The 21767-nt window shown below is 74.6% G+C and carries 23 protein-coding genes; 12 read left to right on the forward strand and 11 right to left on the reverse strand.

Features of this window, described 5'->3' with window-relative positions; translation table 11 throughout:
- Positions 1 to 52: 52 nt before the first annotated feature.
- A complete protein-coding gene (locus ACIQPQ_RS17525) occupies positions 53 to 763 on the reverse strand; it encodes a TetR/AcrR family transcriptional regulator (RefSeq protein ID WP_401304795.1) in 711 nt (236 codons plus the stop codon).
- Between the two features lie 109 nt (positions 764 to 872).
- Here ACIQPQ_RS17525 and ACIQPQ_RS17530 point away from each other — a divergent pair, with 109 nt between their 5' ends.
- The 3 genes from ACIQPQ_RS17530 to ACIQPQ_RS17540 all read left to right on the forward strand — a co-directional run bounded on the left by ACIQPQ_RS17530 (position 873) and on the right by ACIQPQ_RS17540 (position 3105).
- Positions 873 to 2024: an acyl-CoA dehydrogenase family protein gene (locus ACIQPQ_RS17530; protein ID WP_401304797.1), complete on the forward strand. Its 1152-nt coding sequence runs from the start codon at positions 873 to 875 to the stop codon at positions 2022 to 2024.
- A gap of 101 nt (positions 2025 to 2125) precedes the next feature.
- Entirely contained in the window at positions 2126 to 2371 is a 246-nt protein-coding gene (locus tag ACIQPQ_RS17535; RefSeq protein ID WP_383779643.1) for a YiaA/YiaB family inner membrane protein, read from the forward strand.
- Between the two features lie 107 nt (positions 2372 to 2478).
- Positions 2479 to 3105, forward strand: coding sequence for a TetR/AcrR family transcriptional regulator (locus ACIQPQ_RS17540; RefSeq protein WP_401304799.1), 627 nt, complete (start codon positions 2479 to 2481; stop codon positions 3103 to 3105).
- A 34-nt stretch (positions 3106 to 3139) separates the two neighbouring features.
- On the opposite strand, the gene ACIQPQ_RS17545 is transcribed toward ACIQPQ_RS17540, so the two are convergent.
- Complete coding sequence (locus ACIQPQ_RS17545) at positions 3140 to 3601, reverse strand: MaoC family dehydratase (RefSeq protein WP_401304801.1); 462 nt, start codon at positions 3599 to 3601, stop codon at positions 3140 to 3142.
- A gap of 135 nt (positions 3602 to 3736) precedes the next feature.
- Between ACIQPQ_RS17545 and soxR the strand changes: the two genes are divergently transcribed.
- On the forward strand, positions 3737 to 4207 hold the full coding sequence (gene soxR / locus ACIQPQ_RS17550) for a redox-sensitive transcriptional activator SoxR (RefSeq protein WP_383779638.1): 471 nt from the start codon (positions 3737 to 3739) through the stop codon (positions 4205 to 4207).
- 183 nt (positions 4208 to 4390) lie between these two features.
- Here soxR and ACIQPQ_RS17555 read toward each other — a convergent pair whose 3' ends face one another.
- Positions 4391 to 4993, reverse strand: a complete 603-nt coding sequence (locus ACIQPQ_RS17555) for a hypothetical protein (RefSeq protein ID WP_401304803.1) — start codon at positions 4991 to 4993, stop codon at positions 4391 to 4393.
- Positions 4994 to 5278: 285 nt separating this feature from the next.
- Between ACIQPQ_RS17555 and ACIQPQ_RS17560 the strand changes: the two genes are divergently transcribed.
- Positions 5279 to 8080 carry a penicillin acylase family protein gene (locus ACIQPQ_RS17560; RefSeq protein WP_401305235.1) on the forward strand — a complete coding sequence of 934 codons (2802 nt, stop codon included), beginning with the start codon at positions 5279 to 5281 and terminating at the stop codon, positions 8078 to 8080.
- Between the two features lie 109 nt (positions 8081 to 8189).
- Here the strand turns inward: ACIQPQ_RS17560 and ACIQPQ_RS17565 are convergent, their stop codons facing one another.
- Entirely contained in the window at positions 8190 to 9473 is a 1284-nt protein-coding gene (locus ACIQPQ_RS17565; protein ID WP_401304805.1) for an exo-beta-N-acetylmuramidase NamZ domain-containing protein, read from the reverse strand.
- Positions 9474 to 9674: 201 nt separating this feature from the next.
- Here ACIQPQ_RS17565 and ACIQPQ_RS17570 point away from each other — a divergent pair, with 201 nt between their 5' ends.
- Entirely contained in the window at positions 9675 to 10439 is a 765-nt protein-coding gene (locus ACIQPQ_RS17570) for an SDR family oxidoreductase (RefSeq protein ID WP_401304807.1), read from the forward strand.
- A gap of 140 nt (positions 10440 to 10579) precedes the next feature.
- A complete protein-coding gene (locus tag ACIQPQ_RS17575; RefSeq protein ID WP_383779632.1) occupies positions 10580 to 11173 on the forward strand; it encodes a TetR/AcrR family transcriptional regulator in 594 nt (197 codons plus the stop codon).
- A gap of 53 nt (positions 11174 to 11226) precedes the next feature.
- Here the strand turns inward: ACIQPQ_RS17575 and ACIQPQ_RS17580 are convergent, their stop codons facing one another.
- The 3 genes from ACIQPQ_RS17580 to ACIQPQ_RS17590 form a co-directional block, all read right to left on the reverse strand.
- The gene (locus tag ACIQPQ_RS17580) at positions 11227 to 12441 is read right to left on the reverse strand and encodes an acyl-CoA dehydrogenase family protein (RefSeq protein WP_401304809.1); all 1215 of its coding nucleotides are present in this window, start codon (positions 12439 to 12441) and stop codon (positions 11227 to 11229) included.
- A 5-nt stretch (positions 12442 to 12446) separates the two neighbouring features.
- Positions 12447 to 13469 carry a phosphotransferase family protein gene (locus ACIQPQ_RS17585; protein WP_401304811.1) on the reverse strand — a complete coding sequence of 341 codons (1023 nt, stop codon included), beginning with the start codon at positions 13467 to 13469 and terminating at the stop codon, positions 12447 to 12449.
- A 210-nt stretch (positions 13470 to 13679) separates the two neighbouring features.
- Positions 13680 to 13976 carry a hypothetical protein gene (locus ACIQPQ_RS17590; protein ID WP_401304813.1) on the reverse strand — a complete coding sequence of 99 codons (297 nt, stop codon included), beginning with the start codon at positions 13974 to 13976 and terminating at the stop codon, positions 13680 to 13682.
- Positions 13977 to 14148: 172 nt separating this feature from the next.
- Between ACIQPQ_RS17590 and ACIQPQ_RS17595 the strand changes: the two genes are divergently transcribed.
- Together ACIQPQ_RS17595 and ACIQPQ_RS17600 are read left to right on the forward strand one after the other, a co-directional pair.
- A complete protein-coding gene (locus ACIQPQ_RS17595; protein ID WP_401304815.1) occupies positions 14149 to 15105 on the forward strand; it encodes an NADP-dependent oxidoreductase in 957 nt (318 codons plus the stop codon).
- Between the two features lie 64 nt (positions 15106 to 15169).
- Complete coding sequence (locus tag ACIQPQ_RS17600; protein WP_401304817.1) at positions 15170 to 15772, forward strand: hypothetical protein; 603 nt, start codon at positions 15170 to 15172, stop codon at positions 15770 to 15772.
- Positions 15773 to 15830: 58 nt separating this feature from the next.
- Here ACIQPQ_RS17600 and ACIQPQ_RS17605 read toward each other — a convergent pair whose 3' ends face one another.
- From ACIQPQ_RS17605 to ACIQPQ_RS17620, 4 genes are all read right to left on the reverse strand, one after another.
- The gene (locus tag ACIQPQ_RS17605) at positions 15831 to 16187 is read right to left on the reverse strand and encodes a DUF202 domain-containing protein (RefSeq protein ID WP_401304818.1); all 357 of its coding nucleotides are present in this window, start codon (positions 16185 to 16187) and stop codon (positions 15831 to 15833) included.
- Positions 16184 to 16576: a YidH family protein gene (locus ACIQPQ_RS17610; RefSeq protein WP_383779619.1), complete on the reverse strand. Its 393-nt coding sequence runs from the start codon at positions 16574 to 16576 to the stop codon at positions 16184 to 16186. The genes ACIQPQ_RS17605 and ACIQPQ_RS17610 overlap by 4 nt, the downstream gene beginning before the upstream one ends.
- Positions 16577 to 16604: 28 nt before the next feature.
- The gene (locus ACIQPQ_RS17615; protein WP_401304820.1) at positions 16605 to 17165 is read right to left on the reverse strand and encodes an NUDIX hydrolase; all 561 of its coding nucleotides are present in this window, start codon (positions 17163 to 17165) and stop codon (positions 16605 to 16607) included.
- A 111-nt stretch (positions 17166 to 17276) separates the two neighbouring features.
- Positions 17277 to 18170, reverse strand: coding sequence for a DMT family transporter (locus tag ACIQPQ_RS17620; RefSeq protein WP_401304822.1), 894 nt, complete (start codon positions 18168 to 18170; stop codon positions 17277 to 17279).
- A 772-nt stretch (positions 18171 to 18942) separates the two neighbouring features.
- Here ACIQPQ_RS17620 and ACIQPQ_RS17625 point away from each other — a divergent pair.
- The 3 genes from ACIQPQ_RS17625 to ACIQPQ_RS17635 all read left to right on the forward strand — a co-directional run bounded on the left by ACIQPQ_RS17625 (position 18943) and on the right by ACIQPQ_RS17635 (position 21643).
- Positions 18943 to 19902: a hypothetical protein gene (locus tag ACIQPQ_RS17625; RefSeq protein ID WP_401305237.1), complete on the forward strand. Its 960-nt coding sequence runs from the start codon at positions 18943 to 18945 to the stop codon at positions 19900 to 19902.
- A 174-nt stretch (positions 19903 to 20076) separates the two neighbouring features.
- Positions 20077 to 21018 (forward strand): molybdopterin-dependent oxidoreductase, encoded by a 942-nt coding sequence (locus ACIQPQ_RS17630; protein ID WP_401304824.1) that lies wholly within the window; start codon positions 20077 to 20079, stop codon positions 21016 to 21018.
- The gene (locus ACIQPQ_RS17635; RefSeq protein ID WP_401304826.1) at positions 21002 to 21643 is read left to right on the forward strand and encodes a cytochrome b/b6 domain-containing protein; all 642 of its coding nucleotides are present in this window, start codon (positions 21002 to 21004) and stop codon (positions 21641 to 21643) included. Before ACIQPQ_RS17630 ends, ACIQPQ_RS17635 begins: the two co-directional genes overlap by 17 nt.
- Positions 21644 to 21767 lie beyond the last annotated feature (124 nt).

Raw genomic sequence — 21767 nt, forward strand, 5'->3', positions numbered from 1 at the left:
CCGCGTCCCCGCTCCACCTGGCGCCGCGGCGGTGCCGACACCGCCCGGCACCTCAGCCCCCGGACGCCCCGGACCCGCCGGGCACCCCCGGCCCTCCGGTCGTCCCGGCCTCCCCGACCCCCTCGACGTCCCGCGCGTAACGCAGCGCCAGTCCGTCCAGCAGGGCCGTGAGGCCGACCTCGAACGCCCGCTCGTCGACCTTCTCCTGCCGCTCGGCCAGCAGGTGCGCCTGCCCGAGGTGCGGATAGTCGGCCGGGTCGTAGGCGTTCACGTCGTCCACGAAGCCCCCGGCGAACGACCCCAGCGCCGACCCCGTCACGAAGTACCGCATCAGCGCGCCCACCGAGGTGGCCTGCGCCGGGGGCCACCCCGCGGCGACCATCCCGCCGTACACCGCGTCCGCCAGCCGCAGCCCCGCGGGCCGTCTGCCGGGGCCCCGGGCCAGCACGGGCACGATGTTCGGGTGGTCGCGCAGCGCCGCCCGGTACGACAGCGCCCAGTCGTGCAGCGCCGTCCGCCAGTCCCGCCCGTCCTCGAACATCGACAGGTCGACCTGCGCGCTCACCGAGTCGGCGACCGCCTCCAGGATCTCGTCCTTGGTCCGGAAGTGGTTGTACAGCGAGGGCCCGCTCACCCCCAGCTCGGCGGCGAGCCGCCGGGTGGAGACGGCCGCCAGCCCCTCCGCGTCGACGAGCGCGCGGGCCGCGTCGACGATGCGGTCGGTGCTCAGCAGGGGCTTGCGCGGTCGGGCCATGGCGCACATAGTAGGGCTGCGCCCGTAAACTAGCAGTGCTAATTAAAAGCAGTCCGGCGGAGCGCGCACCGCCTCTCGGGGCGCCGCCCGTCGGACCACCGGCCGAAGGTGACACCCCATGGATCTGGGACTCAGCGAGGAGCAGGAGGCGGTCCGCCGTCTCGCCCGGGACTTCGTGGCCCGCGAGGTCACCCCGCACGCCGCGGCCTGGGACCGTGCCGAGGAGGTCGACCGGGGCCTGGTGAAGAAGCTCGGCGAGGTCGGCTTCCTCGGCCTCACCGTCGACGAGGAGTACGGCGGCTCGGGCGGCGACCACCTCGCGTACTGCCTGGTCACCGAGGAGCTGGGCCGCGGGGACTCCTCGGTGCGCGGGATCGTGTCCGTCTCCCTCGGCCTGGTCGCCAAGTCGGTCGCCGCGTGGGGGAGCGAGGAGCAGAAGCGGCGCTGGCTGCCCGGCCTGACCTCCGGCGCGGCCGTCGGCTGCTTCGGGCTGACCGAGCCCGGCACCGGCTCCGACGCCGGGAACCTCACCACCCGCGCGGTCCGCGACGGCGGCGACTACGTCCTCGACGGCACCAAGACGTTCATCACCAACGGCACCTGGGCCGACGTCGTCCTCCTCTTCGCCCGCTCCACCGACGCCCCCGGCCACCGGGGCGTCTCCGCCTTCCTCGTCCCCGCCGGCACCCCGGGCCTGACCCGCCGCCCGCTGCACGGCAAGCTCGGGCTGCGCGGCCAGGCGACGGCCGAACTGGTGCTGGAGGGCGTGCGCGTCCCGGCCTCCGCGCTGCTCGGCGAGGAGGGGAAGGGCTTCTCGGTCGCGATGTCGGCGCTGGCCAAGGGCCGGATGTCGGTCGCGGCGGGCTGTGTCGGCATCGCCCAGGCCGCCCTCGACGCGGCCGTCGCCTACGCGGGGGAGCGCGAGCAGTTCGGCCGGACCATCGCCCACCACCAGCTCGTGCAGGAACTCCTCAGCGACATCGCCCTCGACGTCGACGCGGCCCGGCTGCTGACCTGGCGGGTCGCCGACCTCGTCGACCGGGGCCTGCCGTTCGCCGTGGAGTCCTCCAAGGCCAAGCTGTTCGCCTCGGAGGCCGCCGTCCGCGCCGCGAACAACGCCCTCCAGGTCTTCGGCGGCTACGGCTACATCGACGAGTACCCGGTGGGCAAACTCCTGCGCGACGCCCGCGTGATGACCCTCTACGAGGGCACCAGCCAGATCCAGAAGCTCCTGATCGGCCGCGCCCTCACCGGGGTCTCCGCGTTCTGAGCCCCGGCGGGCGACCGGGGGACCGGCTCCGGCGGTTCTGAGTACGGTGACTGAGTACCCGAGCGGATGTGCCCCGGCCCGCCCGGCCCGACCCTTCTGCCATGAGCGATTCCTCCGCCAAGCAGAACACCGCCGCCTTCTACGGCCAGGCGGTCGCGTCCTTCGCCGTCGCGATGGCCGCCACCGCCCTCGGCATCTACCGGCTGGAGGCCGACGCCTGGGTGCGCGGCTTCCTCGCCATCGCCGTCCTCTACCTCGTCACGTCCGCCTTCACCCTGGCCAAGGTCATCAGGGACCGCCAGGACGCCGCCCACCGCACCGTCCACAGCCCCTTCGACAAGCTCTGACCGGCGGCCCCGGCCGGTCGCCGAGGTGCCCCGCCCGCTGCACTAAGCGAGCGCTCACCCGGGGCGGTATGGTGTGACCTTCCGGTACCGAGAGGGGCGAACGAGCGATGAGTACGGCGGAGAAGACGTCCGGCGGCGAGGTCGAGCCGTGGGACGAGGTCACCCCGGACGCGGCCCGGCGCCTGCTGGTGGCCGCCGTGGAGGCCTTCGCCGAGCGCGGGTACCACGCCACGACCACCCGCGACATCGCGGGCCGCGCGGGGATGAGCCCCGCCGCCCTCTACATCCACTACAAGACGAAGGAAGAGCTGCTCCACCGCATCAGCCGGATCGGCCACGACCGCGCGCTGGACATCCTGCGCACCGCCGCCCGCGCCGACGGCACCCCCACGCGGCGGCTCGCGGACGCGGTCAGCTCCTTCGTCCGCTGGCACGCGGGACGGCGCACCACGGCGCGCGTCGTGCAGTACGAGCTGGACGCGCTCGGGCCGGACGCCCGCGCCGAGATCCTCGCGCTGCGGCGGCAGGTCGACGCCGAGGTGCGCGGGATCATCGAGGAGGGCGTCGCCACGGGCGAGTTCCAGGTCCTCGACGTGCACGGCACGACCCTCGCCGTGCTCTCCCTCTGCATCGACGTGGCCCGCTGGTTCAACGTGGACGGCCCGCGCACGCCCGAGCAGGTCGGCGCGCTCTACGCCGACCTCGTGCTGCGGATGGTGGGCGCGGACGCCTGACGGCGGTGCACGCCGGGGCCGGGTCCGCCCGGCGCTACAGGTAGTAGCGGGACACCGACTCCGCCACGCACACCGGCTTCTCGCCGCCCTCGCGCTCCACGACGAACGCGAGGGTGAGCTGCACCCCGCCCGTGACGTCCTCCACCTTCGCGACCGTCGCGGTCGCCCGCAGCCGGGAGCCGACCGGCACCGTGGCGGGGAAACGGACCTTGTTCGTCCCGTAGTTGACGCCCATCTTCGCGCCCTCGACCGAGATCAGCTGCGGTCCGAACAGGGGCAGCAGCGACAGCGTCAGATAGCCGTGCGCGATGGTGGTGCCGAACGGGCCCGCCGCGGCGCGCTCCGGGTCCACGTGAATCCACTGGCGGTCGCCGGTGGCCTCCGCGAACAGGTCGATCCGCTTCTGGTCGACCTCCAGCCAGTCGGTGTACCCCAGGTTCTCGCCCACCGCCGCCCGCAGGTCGTCGGGGGACGTGAAGATCCTCGGCTCTGCCATGTCTGCGGCCTCTCTCGCGTCACGCACATGACTAAGCGACTGCTTAGCATGCTCGGTCGCCCAGCATGGTCGCGGCCGGGGCCGGATGTCAATGACCGTCCGGGCGGGGGCGGTGGGGGTCGGTAGGGTGCGACGGTGCCCCAGATCCCGGAGACCGTCCACGAACTCACGGTCGGCCAGCTCGCCGCCCGCAGCGGCGCCGCCGTCTCGGCCCTGCACTTCTACGAGGCCAAGGGTCTGATCGCCAGCCGCCGCACCGCGGGCAACCAGCGCCGGTACACGCGGGACACGCTCCGCCGGGTCGCCTTCGTCCGCGCCGCGCAACGCGTGGGCATCCCGCTGGCCACCATCCGCGAGGCCCTGGCCGCGCTCCCCGAGGAACGCACCCCGACGCGGGAGGACTGGGCGCGTCTGTCGGAGGCCTGGCGGGCCGAACTGGACGAGCGCATCCGGCGGCTGAACCGGCTGCGCGACCACCTCACCGACTGCATCGGCTGCGGCTGCCTGTCGCTGGACTCCTGCGTCCTGTCCAACCCCGACGACACCTTCGGCCGCCACCGCACCGGCTCCCGCCTCCTCCCCGAACGCCCCCCACCCACCCCCTGACCCGCGCACCCGCGCCAGGCCGACCCACCCACCCCACCGAGCCCACCGGCCCACCCCACCGAGCCCCACCGGCCCACCGCACCCAGCCCACCGGCCTCACCGGCTCGCCCGCCGGGCGGGCCCCGCGCCGGGCAACAGGGGTGCGGCATCCCCGGCGCACCCCCGCCGGTCATGCGAGGGGACTCACGCCGACATCAGCAGCCGTCCGCGCCGCGCGAACGCTAGTGCCTCCGCGGTCAGGACGGGACGCGGCACGAGTATCCCGCAGTCGGCGCAGACCGGACCGGTCGACGGCTCGTGGTCCAGGTCGTACTTCCACACCAGCCGCTCGCCCGCGCACACCGGGCAGCCCGCACCGGGGGCCCGCTCCAGCGCGGCGATCAGCTTGCGCAGCACCTCGGCCAGCGGCGCCCGCGGATGGACTCCGGGGTCGTCGCACCAGGCCACCCCGAACCCGCCCCAGGTCAGCCGGTGCCAGTCGTCCACGCTGCCCGGCCGGCGCAGCCCGCCGTGCTTCTCCTTGCGGCGCCGCTCGGCGAACTCGTCCTCGTACGCCAGCCACACCGCGCGCGCCTCCTCCAGCTCGTCCAGTGCGGCCACGAGCCGCGCCGGGTCGGGGGAGCGGTCCTCGGGCCCGAACCCGGCGTGGGAGCACAGGTGGTCCCAGGTCGCCCGGTGTCCGTAGGGCGCGAACCGTTCGAGGCACTTGCGGAGCGAGTAGCGCCGCAGCGCCAGATCGCATCGCGGATCACGCACCTGTCTCGCGAGACTCCGGAATCCGGCCATCGCCTTGCACCTCCGTCGCATCTGCACCTGTACATCGGTCACTTCGGCGTCGTCGTACGGACGTCGTCGAGTAGACGTGTCGCCACGCGATTCGGCTCCCCTCCGGAGCGTTTTCCCGTCGGATTCTCATCGGCCTCCCACCGATCGCCCGTCCGCGCCCGCGTGGGCGCCGCCGTCCGTCCTCCGTCCACCAACGCCGAAAGTGACGCATGTTCACCTTCCCGTCCGGGGATACCGGCGGTAACTTTCCCGCACCCCCGTCGTCAGGAGTTGCCGATGTCACGGATGCCACGGCGCACCTCCCGCACCTCGCTCAACAGACTGAGAACTCCCGGCAGATTCCCCGGGTTCCTGAAGACAGCCGCCGTATGCGCATTGATGGCCGGACTTTTGTCCCCGCTTTCCCCCGTCGCCGCGGCGGCCGGGAGCGCACCCGCGCAGGCCGCGGCCGTGAACGACCACTGTGAAAAGCGGTGTTCCGACATCCTGCCGCCCGGCCAGAACGGCAACGCCACCCTGGCCCAGATCCTCCTCAACCAGGTCTTCGGCACCCAGCCCGCCCACGCCGAGGACCAGCTCGGCCCCTACGCGAACCTGGCCAAGGGCTACCCCGCCCTCACCGACGCCACCGTCAACACCTTCTTCAACGACGCCTCGTTCGGCGTCCCCGCCGACCAGGTCGCCTCCAGCGTCCAGCCCGCGGGCCGCACCGACGTCACGATCGTCCGCGACAAGAAGACCGGCGTCCCGCACATCACCGGCACCACCCGCTACGGCACCGAGTTCGGCGCGGGCTTCGCGGCGGCCGAGGACCGGCTCTGGCTCATGGACGTGTTCCGGCACGTGGGCCGGGGACAGCTGACCGCCTTCGCGGGCGGCGACCCCTCCAACCAGGGCCTGGAGCAGCAGTTCTGGCGCAACGCGCCCTACTCCGAGGCCGACCTCCAGGCCCAGATCGACAGCGCCGTCGCCTCCGGCGGCGACCGCGGCCGGCAGGCCCTGGCCGACGCCAACGCCTACCTCGACGGCATCAACGCCTACATCGCCGCCTCCGACAGCGGCCGCTACTTCCCCGGTGAGTACGTCCTCACCGGCCACAAGGACGCGATCACCAACGCGGGAACCATCGACCGCTTCAAGATCACCGACCTGGTGGCGCTCGCCTCGGTCATCGGCGCCCTCTTCGGGTCCGGCGGCGGCGGCGAGGTCGAGAACGCCCTCTCCCTGCTCGCCGCGCAGGAGCGCTACGGCGTCGTGGCGGGCACCGAGGTCTGGGAGTCCTTCCGCGAACGCAACGACCCCGAGGCCGCGCTCACCCTGCACGACGGCCAGGCCTTCCCGTACGCGGTCCGGCCCGACGACCCGCAGGGCCGCGCCCTGCCCGACCCGGGCTCGGTGGTCGCGGAACCGCTGGTGTACGACCGCACCGGCAGCGCGGTCGGCGCGGGCGCGGCCGGGGCGAGCGGCGCGGCGGCGAAGGCGGCCGTCTCCTCCGCCCGGCGCGGCATGTCCAACGCCCTCGTCGTGAGCGGCGACCACACCAAGAGCGGCAACCCGGTCGCCGTCTTCGGCCCGCAGACCGGCTATTTCGCGCCACAACTGCTGATGCTCCAGGAGATCCAGGGCCCCGGCCTCAGCGCCCGCGGCGCCTCCTTCGCGGGCCTGAGCATGTACGTCGAACTCGGCCGCGGCCAGGACTACGCGTGGAGCGCCACCACGTCCGGCCAGGACATCATCGACACGTACGCCGTCGAACTCTGCCAGGACGACCACCACTACCTGCTGCGCGGCACCTGCACGGCCATGGAGAAGATCGAGCAGAAGAACGCCTGGAAGCCGACCACCGCGGACGGCACGGCCGCCGGGTCGTACACGATGCGCGTGTGGCGCACCGCGTACGGTCCCGTCACCCACCGGGCGACCGTCGGCGGCACCAAGGTCGCCTACACCACGCTGCGTTCGTCGTTCCTGCACGAGGCCGACTCGATCATCGGCTTCCAGATGCTCAACGACCCCGACCACGTCACCGGCCCCGCCGGGTTCCGGACGGCGGTCGAGCACATCAACTACACCTTCAACTGGTTCTACGCCGACTCCGCGCACACCGCCTACTACAACAGCGGCGACAACCCGGTCCGCGCGAGCGGCGTCGACGCCGAGTTCCCCGCCTGGGCGCGGCCCGCGTACGAGTGGCGGGACTGGAACCCGGCCGGCAACACCGCCCGCTACACACCCTCCGCCGAGCACCCGAACTCCGTCGACCAGGACTACTACATCTCCTGGAACAACAAGCAGGCCGCCGCGTACGCGACGGCGTCCTGGGGCGACGGGTCCGTGCACCGCGGCGACCTGCTCGACGACCGGGTGGCCGCGCTGGTCCGCTCCGGCGGCGTCACCCGCGCCTCCCTGGTGAAGGCCATGGCCGAGGCGGGCCTCACCGACCTGCGCGCCGAAGGAGTCCTGCCCGACCTGCTGAAGGTCGTCGACACCGCCCCGGTCACCGACCCGACGACCGCCGCGGCGGTCGGCAAGCTGCGCGCCTGGCTCACGGCGGGCGGGCGGCGCACCGAGACCGCGGCCGGGTCGAAGACGTACGCCGACGCGGACGCGATCCGGCTGCTCGACGCCTGGTGGCCGCTGCTGGTGAAGGCCCAGTTCGAACCGGGCCTCGGTACCGGCCTGTACACGGCGATGACCCGCAACCTGCCCGTCGACGAGACCCCGTCGGCCGCGCACGGCCCGACCGGCGCGCACGCGGGCAGCGCCTTCCAGTACGGCTGGTGGAGCTACGTCGACAAGGACATCCGCGCGGTCCTGGGCGAACCCGTCCAGGGTCCGCTGGGGCGCGCCTACTGCGGCGGCGGCACCCTCTCCGCCTGCCGTGACGTCCTGTTGAGCACCCTGAAGACCGCGGCCGGGCTCACCCCCGCCCAGGTCTACCCCGGCGACACCCTGTGCGCCGCCGGGAACCAGTGGTGCGCCGACTCGATCGTGCAGCGCACCCTCGGCGGCATCAAGCACGGCAACATCAGCTGGCAGAACCGGCCCACCTACCAGCAGGTCGTCGAGTTCGCCTCGCACCGGTAGCCGCCCCGGCGCACGGGCGGGCCGCCCCCGGCACAAGGGCGGCCCGCCCACCCGCACGCCCCGCCCGCACCCTGCCCCACCCGCACGCCCCGCTTCACCCCCGCCCCGCTCACCCGTACAGCAGGTACTCCCGCCGCACCCGCCGGAACGCGGCGAGTTCGGCGCGCCAGCCCGCCACCACCTCGTCGGTGTCCGCGCCCGCGTCGATCGCGGTCCGCACCCACGCCGACCCGGTCAGCCGGTCGATCCAGTGGTCCGGCCGCCAGGCGAAGCCGTCCCACTCCCGCCGCGCGGTCACCAGCAGCGCGATCCCGGTGCGGACCGGGTCGAAGGCGTCCCGGTCGTGGACGTGGACCTGGAGCCCGCCGACCGTCCGGCCCTGGAACCTGGAGAACGCGGGCGCGAAGTACGCCTCCCTGAAGTGCGCGCCCGGCAGCCCGAGTTCCGAGACGGCGGCGGCCCACCGCCCGTCCAGCCCCTCGGCGCCGAGCAGTTCGAAGGGGCGGGTGGTGCCCCGGCCCTCCGACAGGTTCGTCCCCTCGAACAGACAGGTCCCCGCGTAGACCAGGGCGGTCTCCGGCGTCGGCATGTTGGGGCTGGCCGGGACCCACGGCAGCCCGGTGTCGTCGTACCAGTCGGTGCGCCGCCAGCCCCGCATCGGGACCGTCTCCAGGTCCACGGCCCCGTCCAGGAACTCTCCGTTGAACAGCAGGGCCAGTTCGGCGACGGTCATCCCGTGCGCCTGCGCGACCGCCGCCCGCCCGACGAAGCTCTCGAACCCCGGCCGCAGCACCGGCCCCAGCGCGGCCCGCCCGGTCACCGGGTTGGGCCGGTCCAGCACCACGCACCGCTTCCCGGCCAGGGCGGCCGCCGCCATGCAGTCGTGGAGCGTCCAGACGTGCGTGTAGAAGCGGGCGCCCACGTCCTGGAGGTCGACGACGACCGTGTCGACGCCCGCGGCGGTGAACACGTCCGCCAGCGCCCGCCCGCTCTTGAGATACGTGTCGTGCACGGGCAGCCCGGTCGCCGGATCGTCGTACCGCTCCTGCGAGCCGCCCGCCTGCGCGGTGCCCCGGAAGCCGTGCTCGGGGCCGAAGACGGCGACCAGGTCGACCCGGTCGTCGGCGTGCAGGACGTCCACGACGTGCCGGACGTCGCGGGTCACGCCGGTCGGGTTGGTGACGATCCCCACCCGCTGCCCCGCCAGCCGCGCGTACCCCTCGGCGGCCAGCCGCTCGAACCCGGTCTCCACCGGCCCGGCCCGCCCGACGGCGCCCGTCCCCGGTGCCCCGGACGGCCCCGGAGACCCGGCCGACGCGGACGCGGGCGACGTACAGGCGGCGGACACCGCGCCCGTGGTGGTGGCGAGCAGGGCACGTCGGGACAGCGGCACGGGCGCTCCCTCGGAGAGGTGCTGGGAGGAACGAGGAGGCGGCCAGTATGGCCGACAAGGAGGATCAATCCGGTGAAACGGTCCGCCGTGTGCGCGCTTCTCCCCGCGTCGGCGGGCCCCGCCGCCCCCTTCCCCGCGACATACCGACCGGTTAGTCTGGCCGCGCGGGGATGGCCGCAGTCGTGCCGAAGGAGACCGAGCGTGGAAGCCGTGCAGGGAGCTGGAGTCGTCGTCACCGGGGCCGGAGGCGGGATCGGGGCCGCGCTCGCGCGCCGCTTCGCCGCCGAGGGCGCCCGCGTCGTCGTCAACGACCTGGACGCCGAACGGGCCAAGGCGGTCGCCGAGGAGATCGGCGCGGTCGCCGCCGTCCCCGGGGACGCCTCGGCCGTCGTCGAGGAGGCCCGCGCGGCCCTCGGCGGCACGGTCGACGTCTACTGCGCCAACGCCGGAGTCGGCTCCGGCGGCTCCGAGGCCGCCGAGGAGGCGGTGTGGGCACAGGCCTGGGACGTCAACGTGATGGCCCACGTCCGCGCCGCGCACGCCCTGGTCCCCGGCTGGCTGGAGCGCGGCCACGGCCGGTTCGTCTCCACCGTCTCCGCCGCCGGACTGCTCACCATGATCGGCGCGGCCCCCTACAGCGTCACCAAGCACGGCGCGTACGCCTTCGCCGAGTGGCTGTCGCTGACCTACCGCCACCGCGGGATCAAGGTGCACGCCATCTGCCCGCAGGGCGTGCGCACCGACATGCTCGACGCCACCGGCAGCGCGGGCGACCTCGTGCTGCGGCCCACCGCGATCGACCCGGCGGACGTCGCCGACGCCCTCTTCCGGGGCATCGAGGAGGACCGCTTCCTGATCCTCCCGCACCCCGAGGTCGCCGGTTTCTACCAGGCCCGCGCCACCGACCCCGACCGCTGGATGACCAACATGAACCACCTCCAGCGCACGTGGGAGGCCACCGGCTGACGGTCCCGCGCCGCCGCCGTACGGTCCCGGCCGTACGGCCGGCGGCGGGGAATGGGAAGATCCTCCCTCGGGAGGCACGTTCCTCCCGCACCCCAGCGGGCGGCACCACGGCCGTACGGACGGAAAGGCAGGTGGCGGCAGTGCCCAGGACGACGGACGGCGACGAGGCACCCGTTCCGCAGCGGCTGCTGGCCGCCGCCACCCGGCTCTTCGCCGAGCAGGGCTACGACCGCACCTCCGTGCAGGAGATCGTCGAGGCGGCCGGGGTCACCAAGGGCGCGCTCTACCACTACTTCGGCTCCAAGGACGACCTGCTGCACGAGGTGTACGCCCGCATGCTGCGCATGCAGCAGGAACGGCTGGACTCCTTCGCCCAGGCCGACGAGCCGGTCGAGAAGCGGCTGCGGGACGCGGCGGCCGACGTCGTCGTCACCACCGTCGAGCACCTCGACGACGCGATGATCTTCTTCCGCTCGATGCACCACCTCAGCCCCGAGAAGAACAAGCAGGTCCGCGCCGAACGCCGCCGCTACCACGAGCGGTTCCGCGCCCTCATCGAGGAGGGCCAGCGCTCCGGCGCCTTCTCCACCGCCACCCCGGCCGACCTGGTGGTCGACTACCACTTCGGCTCGATCCACCACCTGCCCACCTGGTACCGGCCCGACGGCCCGCTGACCCCCCAGCAGCTCGCCGACCACCTCGCCGACCTGCTGCTGCGGGCCCTGCGCCCCTGACCCGGCCCGCCCCGCCGCCCGGACGAGCGGCACGGCGGGCCGGGGCGGCGGGCCTACGCGTACTTCCGCAGCTCCCGCCGCGCCAGCGACCGCTGGTGCACCTCGTCCGGGCCGTCCGCGATCATCAGCGTCCGCGCCCCCGCGTACAGGTCGGCCAGCGGGAAGTCCTGGCTCACCCCGCCCGCGCCGTGCAGCTGGATCGCCCGGTCGAGGATGCCGACCACCGCGCGCGGCGTGGCGATCTTGATGGCCTGGATCTCGGTGTGGGCGCCCCGGTTGCCGACCGTGTCCATCATCCACGCCGTCTTCAGCACCAGCAGCCGCAACTGCTCGACCGTCACGCGCGCGTCCGCGATCCAGTTCTGCACCACGCCCTGCCGCGCCAACTCCTTGCCGAACGCGGTCCGCGACACCGCCCGGCGGCACATCAGCTCGATGGCCCGCTCCGCCATCCCGATCAGCCGCATGCAGTGGTGGATACGGCCGGGACCGAGCCGCGCCTGCGCGATCGCGAAACCGCCGCCCTCCTCGCCGATCAGGTTGGCCGCGGGCACCCGCGCCCGGTCGAACACGATCTCCGCGTGGCCGCCGTGGGAGTGGTCCTCGTAGCCGAAGACCTTCATCGCGCGCGTCACCGTCACACCGGGGGTGTCGCGCGGCACGAGCACCATCGACTGCTGGCGGCGCGGGTCCGGGCCCTCGGGGTCGGTCTTGCCCATCACGATGAAGATCCGGCAGTCCGGGTTCATCGCCCCGGAGATGTACCACTTGCGGCCGGTGATCAGGTAGTCGTCGCCGTCCCGCTCGATGTGCGTGGTGATGTTCGTGGCGTCGGAGGACGCCGCCTCCGGCTCGGTCATCGCGAACGCCGACCGGATCTCCCCGGCGAGCAGCGGCTCCAGCCACTGCTTGCGCTGCGCCTCGTCGCCGAACTGGGCCAGCACCTCCATGTTCCCGGTGTCCGGCGCGGCGCAGTTCAGCGCGGTGGGCGCCAGGTGCGGGGAGCGGCCGGTGATCTCGGCCAGCGGCGCGTACTGGAGGTTCGTCAGCCCGGCGCCGTACTCCGTGTCGGGCAGGAACAGGTTCCACAGGCCCTGGCGGCGCGCCTCGGCCTTCAGCTCCTCCACCACGGCCGGGGTGTCCCAGGGCGAGGCGAGCCGGGCGCGCTGCTCCTCGGCGACCGCCTCGGCCGGGTACACGTGCGCGTCCATGAAGGCGAGCAGCCGCTCGCGGAGTTCCTCGGTACGCGCGTCGAACGCGAAGTCCATGGCGGTCAGCCTTCCTGGAGGGTGGTCAGTCCGTGGTGGATGAAGAGCGGCACGAGGTCCCCGATGCGGTCGAAGCCGCGGCCCACCGTCTGCCCGAGCGTGTACCGGTAGTGGATGCCCTCCAGGATCACCGCGAGCTTGAACCAGGCGAACGCCGTGTACCAGGACACCGCGGAGACGTCCCGGCCGGAGCGGGCGGCGTACCGCTCGACGAGTTCGGCGGGCGTGGGGTGGCCGGGGGCGGTGGCGGTGGTGGAGACGGGGGAGTGCGGCAGCTCCAGCGGCACGCTGTACATGGTCAGCAGCCCGAGGTCGGTGAGCGGGTCGCCCAGGGTCGACATCTCCCAGTCCAGGACGGCCCGGATCGTGTCGTCCTCGCCGATCAGCACGTTGTCGAGCCGGTAGTCGCCGTGCACCACCGCCGGGGCGGGGGAGGACGGCAGGTTCCGGCCGAGCGCGGCGTGCAGCTCGTCGATCCCGGCCAGGTCCCGGCTGCGGGAGGCGTCGAGCTGCTTGCCCCAGCGGCGCAGCTGCCGGTCGAGGAAGCCCTCCGGGCGCCCGAAGTCCGCGAGGCCCACCGCGGCGGGGTCCACCGCGTGCAGCTCGACCAGGGTGTCCACCAGCGACAGCACGGCGTCGCGCGTGCGTGCCGGGCCGAGCGGGGCGAGCTGGTCCGCGGTGCGGTACGGCGTGCCCCCGACGAACTCCATGACGTAGAACGGCGCCCCGAGCACGTCGGTGTCCTCGCACAGCAGCACCGGGCGCGGCACCGGCACGCTCGTCGGGTGCAGGGCGCTGATCACGCGGTGCTCGCGCGCCATGTCGTGCGCGGTCGCCAGGACGTGCCCGAGCGGCGGACGCCGGACCACCCAGCGCGAGGTGCCGTCCTCGACGGCGTACGTGAGGTTCGACCGTCCGCCCTCGATCAGCCGGCCGGTCAGCGGGCCGGTCACCAGGCCCGGCCGCTCCCGGCCGAGGAGGGCGCCCAGGCGGTCGAGGTCGAGACCGGGCGGGTGGTCGGGGCTCATGCGGCGCTCCTCGGGGCGTACGGGAAGGGGACGGGGTCCGTCGGCGGGACCCGCCCTGTCGCGGGACCTGCCCGCGACGGGACCTGCCCCATGATGCCGACCGGTCGGTATGTAGTCCAGAGGGGGCGGCGGACGTGACCGGTGCCACCACGCGCCGACGGCTCCCCGGGCGAACCCGGGGAGCCGTCGGCGGACGGGGGAGGGGTGCGGTCAGTGGTCGTCCCAGTGGCCCTCGTGCGCCGCGTGCCGGTGCCCGTCGTGCAGGTAGTCCACGTGGTCGCCGTGGGTCACGCGCGCGTGCCCGCAGTCCTCGCCGTGCCGGTGCGGGTGGTCCTGGTGCGGGACGTGCCCGCCCGGCTCGCACTCGTCCCAGTGCCCGGAGTGCTCGCGGTGCAGATGACCGTCGTGCGCGTAGTCGACGTGGTCGCCGTGCGGCACCCCGGTGTGGCCGCAGTCCGGGCCGTGCGTGTGGGCGTGGGCGGGGTGCTCCTGGTGGAGGGTGGTCATGGCGCTCGCCTTCGGGGGTGCGGGGGTGTGGGGGCCGTCGAGGGGGCCGCGGGGCGTCCATGGGGCGTGCGTCGGGACCCTCGGCGGGAGTGACGCCCGACAGGCTACGCCAAACGTACATTCCAGGACATTCGGCTTGCGGGGTGTCTTCGTTCCCCCGAAGGTCGGTGGAATGAAGGCCATCAGCTACCGCGCGTACGGCGGCCCCGAGGTCCTGGAGTACGGCGACCTGCGCGACCCGAAGGTCGGCCCGGACTCCGTGCTGGTCAAGGTGCGGGCCGCCGCCGTCAACCCGGTCGACTGGAAGTGCCGGGCGGGTCACCTCGACGGCGTCCTCGACACCGTCTTCCCGGTCGTCCCCGGCTGGGACGTCTCCGGCGTCGTCGTCCAGCCCGGCGCGGCGGTCACCGAGTTCGCGGTCGGCGACGAGGTGATCGGCTACGTCCGCGAGGACTTCCTCTCCCGCGGCACCTTCGCCGAGTACGTCGCCGCCCCCGTCCGCACCCTCGCCCGCAAGCCGCGGAACCTCACCTGGGAGGCCGCCGCGGGCCTGCCCCTCACCGGCCTCACCGCCTACCAGGTCCTCCACCGCGGCCTGGACGTCAAGCGCGGCGAGACCGTCCTCGTCCACGCGGCGGCGGGCGGCGTCGGCTCGGTCGCCGTCCAACTCGCCCGCCACCTCGGCGCCCGCGTCATCGGCACGGCCAGCGAGGCGAACCACGCCTACGTGCGCTCCCTCGGCGGCGAACCGGTGACCTACGGCGAGGGTCTTGCCGAACGGGTCCGCGGCCTGGCCCCCGAGGGCGTCGACGCCGCGTTCGACACCGTCGGCGGCGACACCCTGCGGATCTCCGCCGACCTCCTCGTCCCCGACGGCCGCCTCGCGTCCGTCGCGGACGGCGACGTCGTCGACTACGGCGGCCGGTACTGCTTCGTCCGCCCCGACACCGACGACCTCACCCGCCTCGCGGACCTGGCCGAGCAGGGCGTGGTCTCCGTCCGTGTCGCGGAGACGTTCCCGCTGGACCGGGCGGCCGACGCGCACCGCCGCGCCGAGGCGGGCGGCGCACCCGGCAAGATCGTCGTCACCGTGGAGTGGCCCGACGAGCCGGTCGCCCCCGACGCCTGACCGCCCCGCCCCCGCTTCCGTCCCCGATCACCAGGGAGGACGGCACGGCTGCGATCATGCCCGCGTGGACCACTTCTCGTACGCCGTCCCGGGCCCCGACCCCGCCCCGGGCCCGGAACCCGCTCCCGCCGAGCCCGGCCACTGGCCGAAGCTGGAGGCCGCGCTCGCCGTGGTCAACCGCGACCTGACGGCGACCCTGCCGGGCCACGGCCCGCTGATCCTCGTGACCGTCCCCGACGGGACGCGCGCGGAACACGCGGAACACGCGCAACACGTGTACGTGGCGATGCCGGACGGCAGCTGGCAGGGCAATCCGGTCAACGAGGACGACGTGGCGGAAGGCGACCCACGGGAGCCGTACGACGACACGACGGCCCTGTACGCCGTGGCCGACGCCGCCCAGGAGACCGTCATGGAACTCCTCTGGCAGGTCTGGCCGATCTGCGGGGAGCACCGGATCGGCACCCACGTCCGTCCGCCCGGCACCGACGCCGACGGTTCCCCGGACGGCGGCGACCCGGCAGGTCCCCCGGTGTGGTGGTGCCGGGGCACCCCGGACGGCGACGGCCACGACGTCGCCCGCGTGGGCGAGCTGGCCACCACCCTGCAGGGCAAGCAGCGCCGGGCGCTGCGGCGGGCGGAACGGCGGGGACAGGGGCGCCGGTGATGCCCTGACCTCGTATGTCCTTCGCGCGCCTGTCAGTCCGCGGCCGCCCGGCGCGCGGCTACAGCACCAGCGCCGCCGCGCACACCGCCAGGGCCACCGTGCACAGGGCCGCCGCCGTGGCGTGCGGCGGGGTGAACGGGGCGGGGACCGGAGTCGCGGCCAGGGCGGTGATGCGGCGGTGGGCCAGCAGCAGGAACAGCAGCCACAGGCCGCAGCAGAGCGCGCCCGCGACCACCCCGGCGGGGGTCGCGCCGCCGTGCAGGACGCTGCGGACCGCGAGCACGGCGGCGACGGTGGCCGCCAGCGTCGTACGCCGCCAGGCGAGCCGGGTCCGCTCGGGCTGCAGGCCGGGATCACGCTCCGCGCCCCCACGGGCGGCACCCGCCCCGCGCTCCGGGACCGGACCGCCGCTCACCCTTCCCACCCGAGCAGCACGACCACGACCATCGCCACGGCCACCACCGCCACGACCACGCCGAGCAGCGCCGGGAAGCGGGACACCGGCAGGTCCTCGCCGCGTCGCATCGCCCGCTCGCAGCGCACCCAGTGGTTCACGGCGCGCAGGGAGCACAGCACGCCCGCCGCGAGCAGCGCGAGGGCCAGCCCGACGCGCCAGCCCCAGCGCAGGTCGGGCAGGAACTGGTCCACCGCGAAGCCGCCGCCGATCAGTGCCAGCGCGGTCCGCAGCCAGGCCAGGAACGTGCGCTCGTTGGCCAGCGAGAACCGGTAGTCGGGCGTCCCGCCCTCCCGCCGGACCTCTCCGGGCGCGAACCACAACCGGACGTTCCGCACGAAGTCGATCACGTCGGGGACCCTACCCGCCGGGCCCGGCTCAGCCCTCCGCCCCCCACAGCGCCCGCAGCCGCCCGTACGCCGCGAGCCCGTCCGGCACCCACTCCCAGGGCTCCGCGCCGCCGGGGCCGTCCACGGTCCCCGCCGGGGAGCCCGCCACCCGCCGCTCGACCTCCTCCGGGGGCAGGAAGGCGTGCCAGGCGACCTCCTCCGCCTGCGGGCGGACGGGCAGCTCGCAGCGGACCTCGTACACGGCCGACCACCAGCTCGCGCCGGAGCCGTCGTCGTACAGGAACTTGAAGAGGAACTCCGGGCGGGGCAGCCCGCTCACGCCGAGTTCCTCCTCGGCCTCGCGCAGGGCGGCGTCGTCGTAGTTCTCGCCCGCGCCGACCACGCCGCCGACGAACATGTCGTACAGCGAGGGGTACACCAGCTTGGTGGCGGTGCGGCGGTGGACGAAGATCCGGCCGTGCGCGTCCCGCGCCAGCACGAAGGCGCAGCGGTGGCGCAGGCCCTCGGCGTAGACCCGGCCGCGGGGGAGCTGTGTCACCACCCGGTCCTGCTCGTCGACCACGTCGAGGATCTCGTCAGCAGCGCTCATGCCCCCATCCAAGCAGGGCCGCCCATCCAGGCAGGGCCGGACCCACGGCCCCACGGGCCACCGGGTGGGGGGGGGCTTACGGGCGACGGGCCGCCGGTCGCGTCGGTGGCCTCAGAGCGGCTGGAGGTCGGGCACCCGCTCGCGGGGCGCCTTGCCCTGCGGCATCGCGGGGTGCAGGCCGAGCAGCACGATGCCGGTGACGATCGCGGCGAGCCCGGCCGCCTCCCAGGCCAGCGCCCCCGCGTCGGTGCGCAGCCGGTCACCGAGGAACCCCACCCCGCAGACGATGCCCGCGATCGGCTGTGCGGCGGTCAGCGCGGGCAGCGACATCCGCAGCGGCGCCGTCTCGAACGCGCTCTGGACCAGCACCAGCCCGGTCACCCCGAGCGCCAGCACGGCGTACGGCTGCCAGCCGGTCAGCAGTTCGACGAGGCCGCCGTCGGAGAAGCGCTGCCCGCTGACCCGGGTCAGGGCGTCCTGGACGCCGTAGAGCAGCCCGGCGGCGAGGGCGAGCAGGACGGGGGCGGCGGAGAGGCGTGAGCGTTTGGCGTAGCCGGTGAGCAGCATGGCCAGGCCGATCATCACACCGATGATGACCCAGTGCCGCAACGGGTCGGTGAGCGCGGTGCCGCCGCGCGGCTGGCCCGCGACGATGAACGCGGTGACCCCGCCCGCGAGCAGCAGCAGCCCCGCCCAGCCCTGGCGGCCGAGCGGCTGGCGGGTCTGGTGCCGGGAGAGGGCGAGCGCGAAGAGCAGGTTCGTGGCGAGCAGCGGTTCGACCAGGGACAGCTCGCCCTGGCCCAGCGCGACCGCGCCGAGCGCCATGCCCACCACCATCAGCCCGAGGCCGCCGAGCCAGCGCGGGACGCGCATCAGGTCGAGCAGCAGGCGGGGCGAGAGGAAGTCGCTGAGCGGTGCCTTCTGGGCCGCGTTCTGCTGGAGGACGAAACCGAAGCCCAGGCAGCAGGCGGCGCTCACGGAGAGGACCAGAACCAGAACCGACACGCTGCGTACCTCGATCATCGGGTCGGGCCACGGAGTGCGTAGGGGCCGACTGTAGCGTCCCGGGGCGACCGGTGTCCCCGGCTCGGCCCGGTCCCTGGACCCGGCCCTGGCGGGCCCGGAGCCGGGTGGCTGACATGGTCGTGAACACCCGACGGGGGCCCGGCGCGGAGGCCGGGAGGACGGGGCGACCGTACGACCATGCTGCGGCACCCGGAGGGCCCGCGCCATGGTGCACGCCACATTTCCGGTCGGCCCGCCCGCCCCACCAGCGGCGGACTCGGTCAAGTCCGGACCAGGAAAGGGTGGTTGACACCTGTCATGTGGTGACCGGCCTTGACGGTGAGCGTTGGCTGGGGGTTTGCTGTGGGTGATCGGTCGATTGCGTGCCGACGTGGACCCCACGCGCCAGGACAGGACCTGGACGCGCTGCGGGGCCCTGCCTGCGCCACCCCCGAACCACCACCGAAGAGGATCAGGAAGTCCCGCGGTGCCCTTACCAGCTCTTTCCTCCGGCCGCGGCGTCGACCGCACGGCCTCTCTCCCCGCCCAGCGCGTCGCCTCCGGCGCCGTCCCGTCCCAGGCCGCCGCGTCGGACGCCGCCGCGTCGCCCGACGCGGACCGGGACGCCGGACCCGACCACGTTCCGGATACGGGGCCGGGCCCCGGCCCGGACGACCGGGCCCCCGAGCCGGGGGCCGCCGCCGCGGCCGTACCCCCACGGGGCGGCGATCCCGCACCGGGCGGCGATCCCGCACCTCCCGGCCCTCCCGCCGTGTCCCGTGGCGGACCCGCGCCGGACACTCCCGCCGGGCCCGTCCCCGCCCCCTGCGTGGCCGCCGCGCTCGACGACGCCCCGCTCCTCTCGGCGCTGGTCGACGCCTCCGCGTCGGGCTGCTGGCAGTCCGCCCGCTCCCTGCTCGCCCGGACCGGCGACGACTGGGACCGCCGGGGACACCGCGCCGTCGTCCTCGCCCGGGCGCCGCTCGCCCTGCCGCGGGCCCGCGCCTGGCTGGACGCCGAGCCCGACTCCGCCGACGGGGCCGTCCTGCTGGCGCTCGCCCTGGTGGGCCGCGCGCTGCGCGGCGAGGAGGACCCGGCCGCCGCCCGCGAGGCCTGCCGGGCGGCGGCGGACCGCGCGCCCGCCGACCCCACTCCCTGGCTCGGCCTGCTGATGCTGGAGGGGGAGGGCACGGCCACCGCCGTCCGCGTCTTCGAGGAGATCCGGGCGCGGCACCGCGACCACCACCACGCCCATCACCTGATGGTCGCCCTGCTCGCCGAGCGCCGCGCGGACCGGGGGCCCGACGCGCTCCACGAGGTCTACGAGTTCGCCGCCTGGGCCGCCGAGCAGGCCCCGGCCGACTCCCCGCTCGCCATCCTGCCGATCGTCGCGCACGCCGAGCGCTACCGCGCCCTCGCCGTCCGCGGCTTCGCCCCCGCCGACCCGGCCACCGCCGCGCACTGGCGGGACGACGGCGCCGGTGAGGTCATGAAGGCCGCGTTCGACTGGTGGCTGGAGTGGGAGCACGACGACCATCCACGGCGCCTGGTCGACCTGAACTACCTGGCCCACGCCAAGGTCTGCGAGGGCCGCCCCGCCGAGGCCGCCGCCGTGTTCCACCGCATCGGCGGCCATGTCACCCCGGCCCCCTGGTCCTACCCGGACCGCGACCCGCGCGCGGCGTTCCGGGCGGCGCGGGCCGGCGCGCTCGGCGCGGGCGCCTTCGGCTGAGCGCGCCGACGGCGGTGGGCCCGCCCCGACGGCGGTGGGCCCACCCCCACGGACGGCGGTTCCGCCGCGACCGGCCCGCGTGACCGGCCCGCCGCGAGTCGGCCCGCTGAGAAGTGGGTGAGGGAAATCCGGTATCCCTTGGTCCGGCCGGGCCAAGGGTGTTCGAATGGTGGGGTGCACCCCGCGACACCACCGCCGGACGACGGTCCGGCCGACCAGAGCGGCCCCGCGGACCCCGCCGGTCCCGAACACCCCCGTGGCTCCACAGCCCCCCGTGGCTCCGCAGCCCCCCATGGCTCCCGTGGCTCCGCAGCCCCCCATGGCTCCCGTGGCTCCGCAGCCCCCCGTGGCTCCGCAGCCAGCCGTGGCTCCGCAGGTCCCGGCGGTCCCCCCGCCCCCGACGACCCCGACCGCCGCGGCACCCCCGTCGGACGCCGTGTCTTCCTCGGCACCCTCGGCCTGGGCGCCCTCGGCCTGGTCGCCGCGCCCGTCCTCCAGCGCCGTCTGGAGGACTTCCTCGGCGGCGCCGCCGACAAGGACCCCACGGGTCTGACCGGCCTGCTCCCCAACGGCGGCGGCTTCCGCTACTACTCCGTCACCTCCTCCGTCCCGCGCAAGAACGCCACGAACTACCGCCTCACCGTCGACGGCCTCGTCGACCGCCCCGCCACCCACACCCTCGCCGACCTGCGGGCGCTGCCCCAGACCCGGATGGTCCGCGACGTCCAGTGCGTCACCGGCTGGCGCGTCCCCGGCACCCCCTTCGAAGGCGTACGGCTGTCCGTGCTGCTCGACGCGGCCGGGGTCCGCCCGGAGGCCGGGGCGGTCCGCTTCACCTGCTTCGACGGCGCCTACACCGAGAGCCTCACCCTCGACCAGGCCCGCCGCGCCGACGTCCTGGTCGCCCTGCGCATGCAGGACGAGGACCTCGGCCACTCCCACGGCGGCCCCGCCCGCCTCTACGTCGCCCCGATGTACTTCTACAAGTCCGCCAAGTGGCTCTCCGGCATCACCGTCACCAAGAAGGTGGAGCCCGGCTACTGGGAGGACCGCGGCTACGACGTGGACGCCTGGGTCGGCCGGTCCAACGGGCGGGACGATGAACCGACGAGCTGACACCGCCGCCCCCACCGCCCCGCCCGTGCGCCCGTCCGAGGTCCGCCGCTTCACCCCGGCCGAACGGTGGGTGCACCGCGCCTCGGCCGTCCTCATGGGCGTCTGCGTCGTCACGGCCGCAGCCCTGTACGTCCCCGAGTTCGCCGAACTCGTCGGCCGCCGCGAACTGGTCGTACGGATTCACGAGTGGGCGGGCCTCGCCCTGCCGGTGCCTGTCCTGGCCGGACTCGCCTCACGGGCGTTCCGCGCCGACCTCGGCCGGCTGAACCGCTTCGGCCCGCACGACCGCCGCTGGCTGCGGGCCGCGCTCCGCCGCGACAGACGGCAAGCGTCCCGCCCCGCCGGGAAGTTCAACGCGGGCCAGAAGGTCTACGCGGCCTGGATCGCGGGCGCCACGCTCGTCATGCTCGGCACCGGCCTGCTCATGTGGTTCACCCACCTCACCCCGGTCATGTGGCGGACCAGCGCGACCTTCGTCCACGACTGGCTGGCCCTCACCGTCGGCATCGTCCTCGCCGGGCACATCGGCATGGCCCTCGGCGACCCGGAGGCCCGCCGCGGGATGCGCACCGGCACCGTGAGCCGGGCCTGGGCGGAACGGGAACACCCCCTCTGGCGCGACTGACCGAACCGCCCCGACGACTGAGCCGCCCCCACGACCGAACCGCCCCGGCCCGTCACGGTGGGAGAACACCGTGACGGGCCGGGGCGGGCGGCGTACCGGAAGGCGATGGCCCTCCGCGCGAGGC

Origin of the sequence: Streptomyces sp. NPDC091281, assembly GCF_044757425.1 — a bacterium.
In the GTDB taxonomy this organism is placed as follows: Bacteria; Actinomycetota; Actinomycetes; order Streptomycetales; family Streptomycetaceae; genus Streptomyces.

Coding starts and splice junctions, on each gene's coding strand:
- ACIQPQ_RS17535 (WP_383779643.1), top strand. CDS start 2,126: ATGAGCGATTCCTCCGCCAAGCAGAACACCGCCGCCTTCTACGGCCAG.
- ACIQPQ_RS17595 (WP_401304815.1), top strand. CDS start 14,149: ATGAAGGCCATCAGCTACCGCGCGTACGGCGGCCCCGAGGTCCTGGAG.
- ACIQPQ_RS17590 (WP_401304813.1), bottom strand. CDS start 13,976: ATGACCACCCTCCACCAGGAGCACCCCGCCCACGCCCACACGCACGGC.
- ACIQPQ_RS17635 (WP_401304826.1), top strand. CDS start 21,002: ATGAACCGACGAGCTGACACCGCCGCCCCCACCGCCCCGCCCGTGCGC.
- ACIQPQ_RS17615 (WP_401304820.1), bottom strand. CDS start 17,165: ATGAGCGCTGCTGACGAGATCCTCGACGTGGTCGACGAGCAGGACCGG.
- ACIQPQ_RS17555 (WP_401304803.1), bottom strand. CDS start 4,993: ATGGCCGGATTCCGGAGTCTCGCGAGACAGGTGCGTGATCCGCGATGC.
- ACIQPQ_RS17525 (WP_401304795.1), bottom strand. CDS start 763: ATGTGCGCCATGGCCCGACCGCGCAAGCCCCTGCTGAGCACCGACCGC.
- ACIQPQ_RS17585 (WP_401304811.1), bottom strand. CDS start 13,469: ATGAGCCCCGACCACCCGCCCGGTCTCGACCTCGACCGCCTGGGCGCC.
- ACIQPQ_RS17540 (WP_401304799.1), top strand. CDS start 2,479: ATGAGTACGGCGGAGAAGACGTCCGGCGGCGAGGTCGAGCCGTGGGAC.
- ACIQPQ_RS17530 (WP_401304797.1), top strand. CDS start 873: ATGGATCTGGGACTCAGCGAGGAGCAGGAGGCGGTCCGCCGTCTCGCC.
- ACIQPQ_RS17545 (WP_401304801.1), bottom strand. CDS start 3,601: ATGGCAGAGCCGAGGATCTTCACGTCCCCCGACGACCTGCGGGCGGCG.
- ACIQPQ_RS17580 (WP_401304809.1), bottom strand. CDS start 12,441: ATGGACTTCGCGTTCGACGCGCGTACCGAGGAACTCCGCGAGCGGCTG.
- ACIQPQ_RS17560 (WP_401305235.1), top strand. CDS start 5,279: ATGCCACGGCGCACCTCCCGCACCTCGCTCAACAGACTGAGAACTCCC.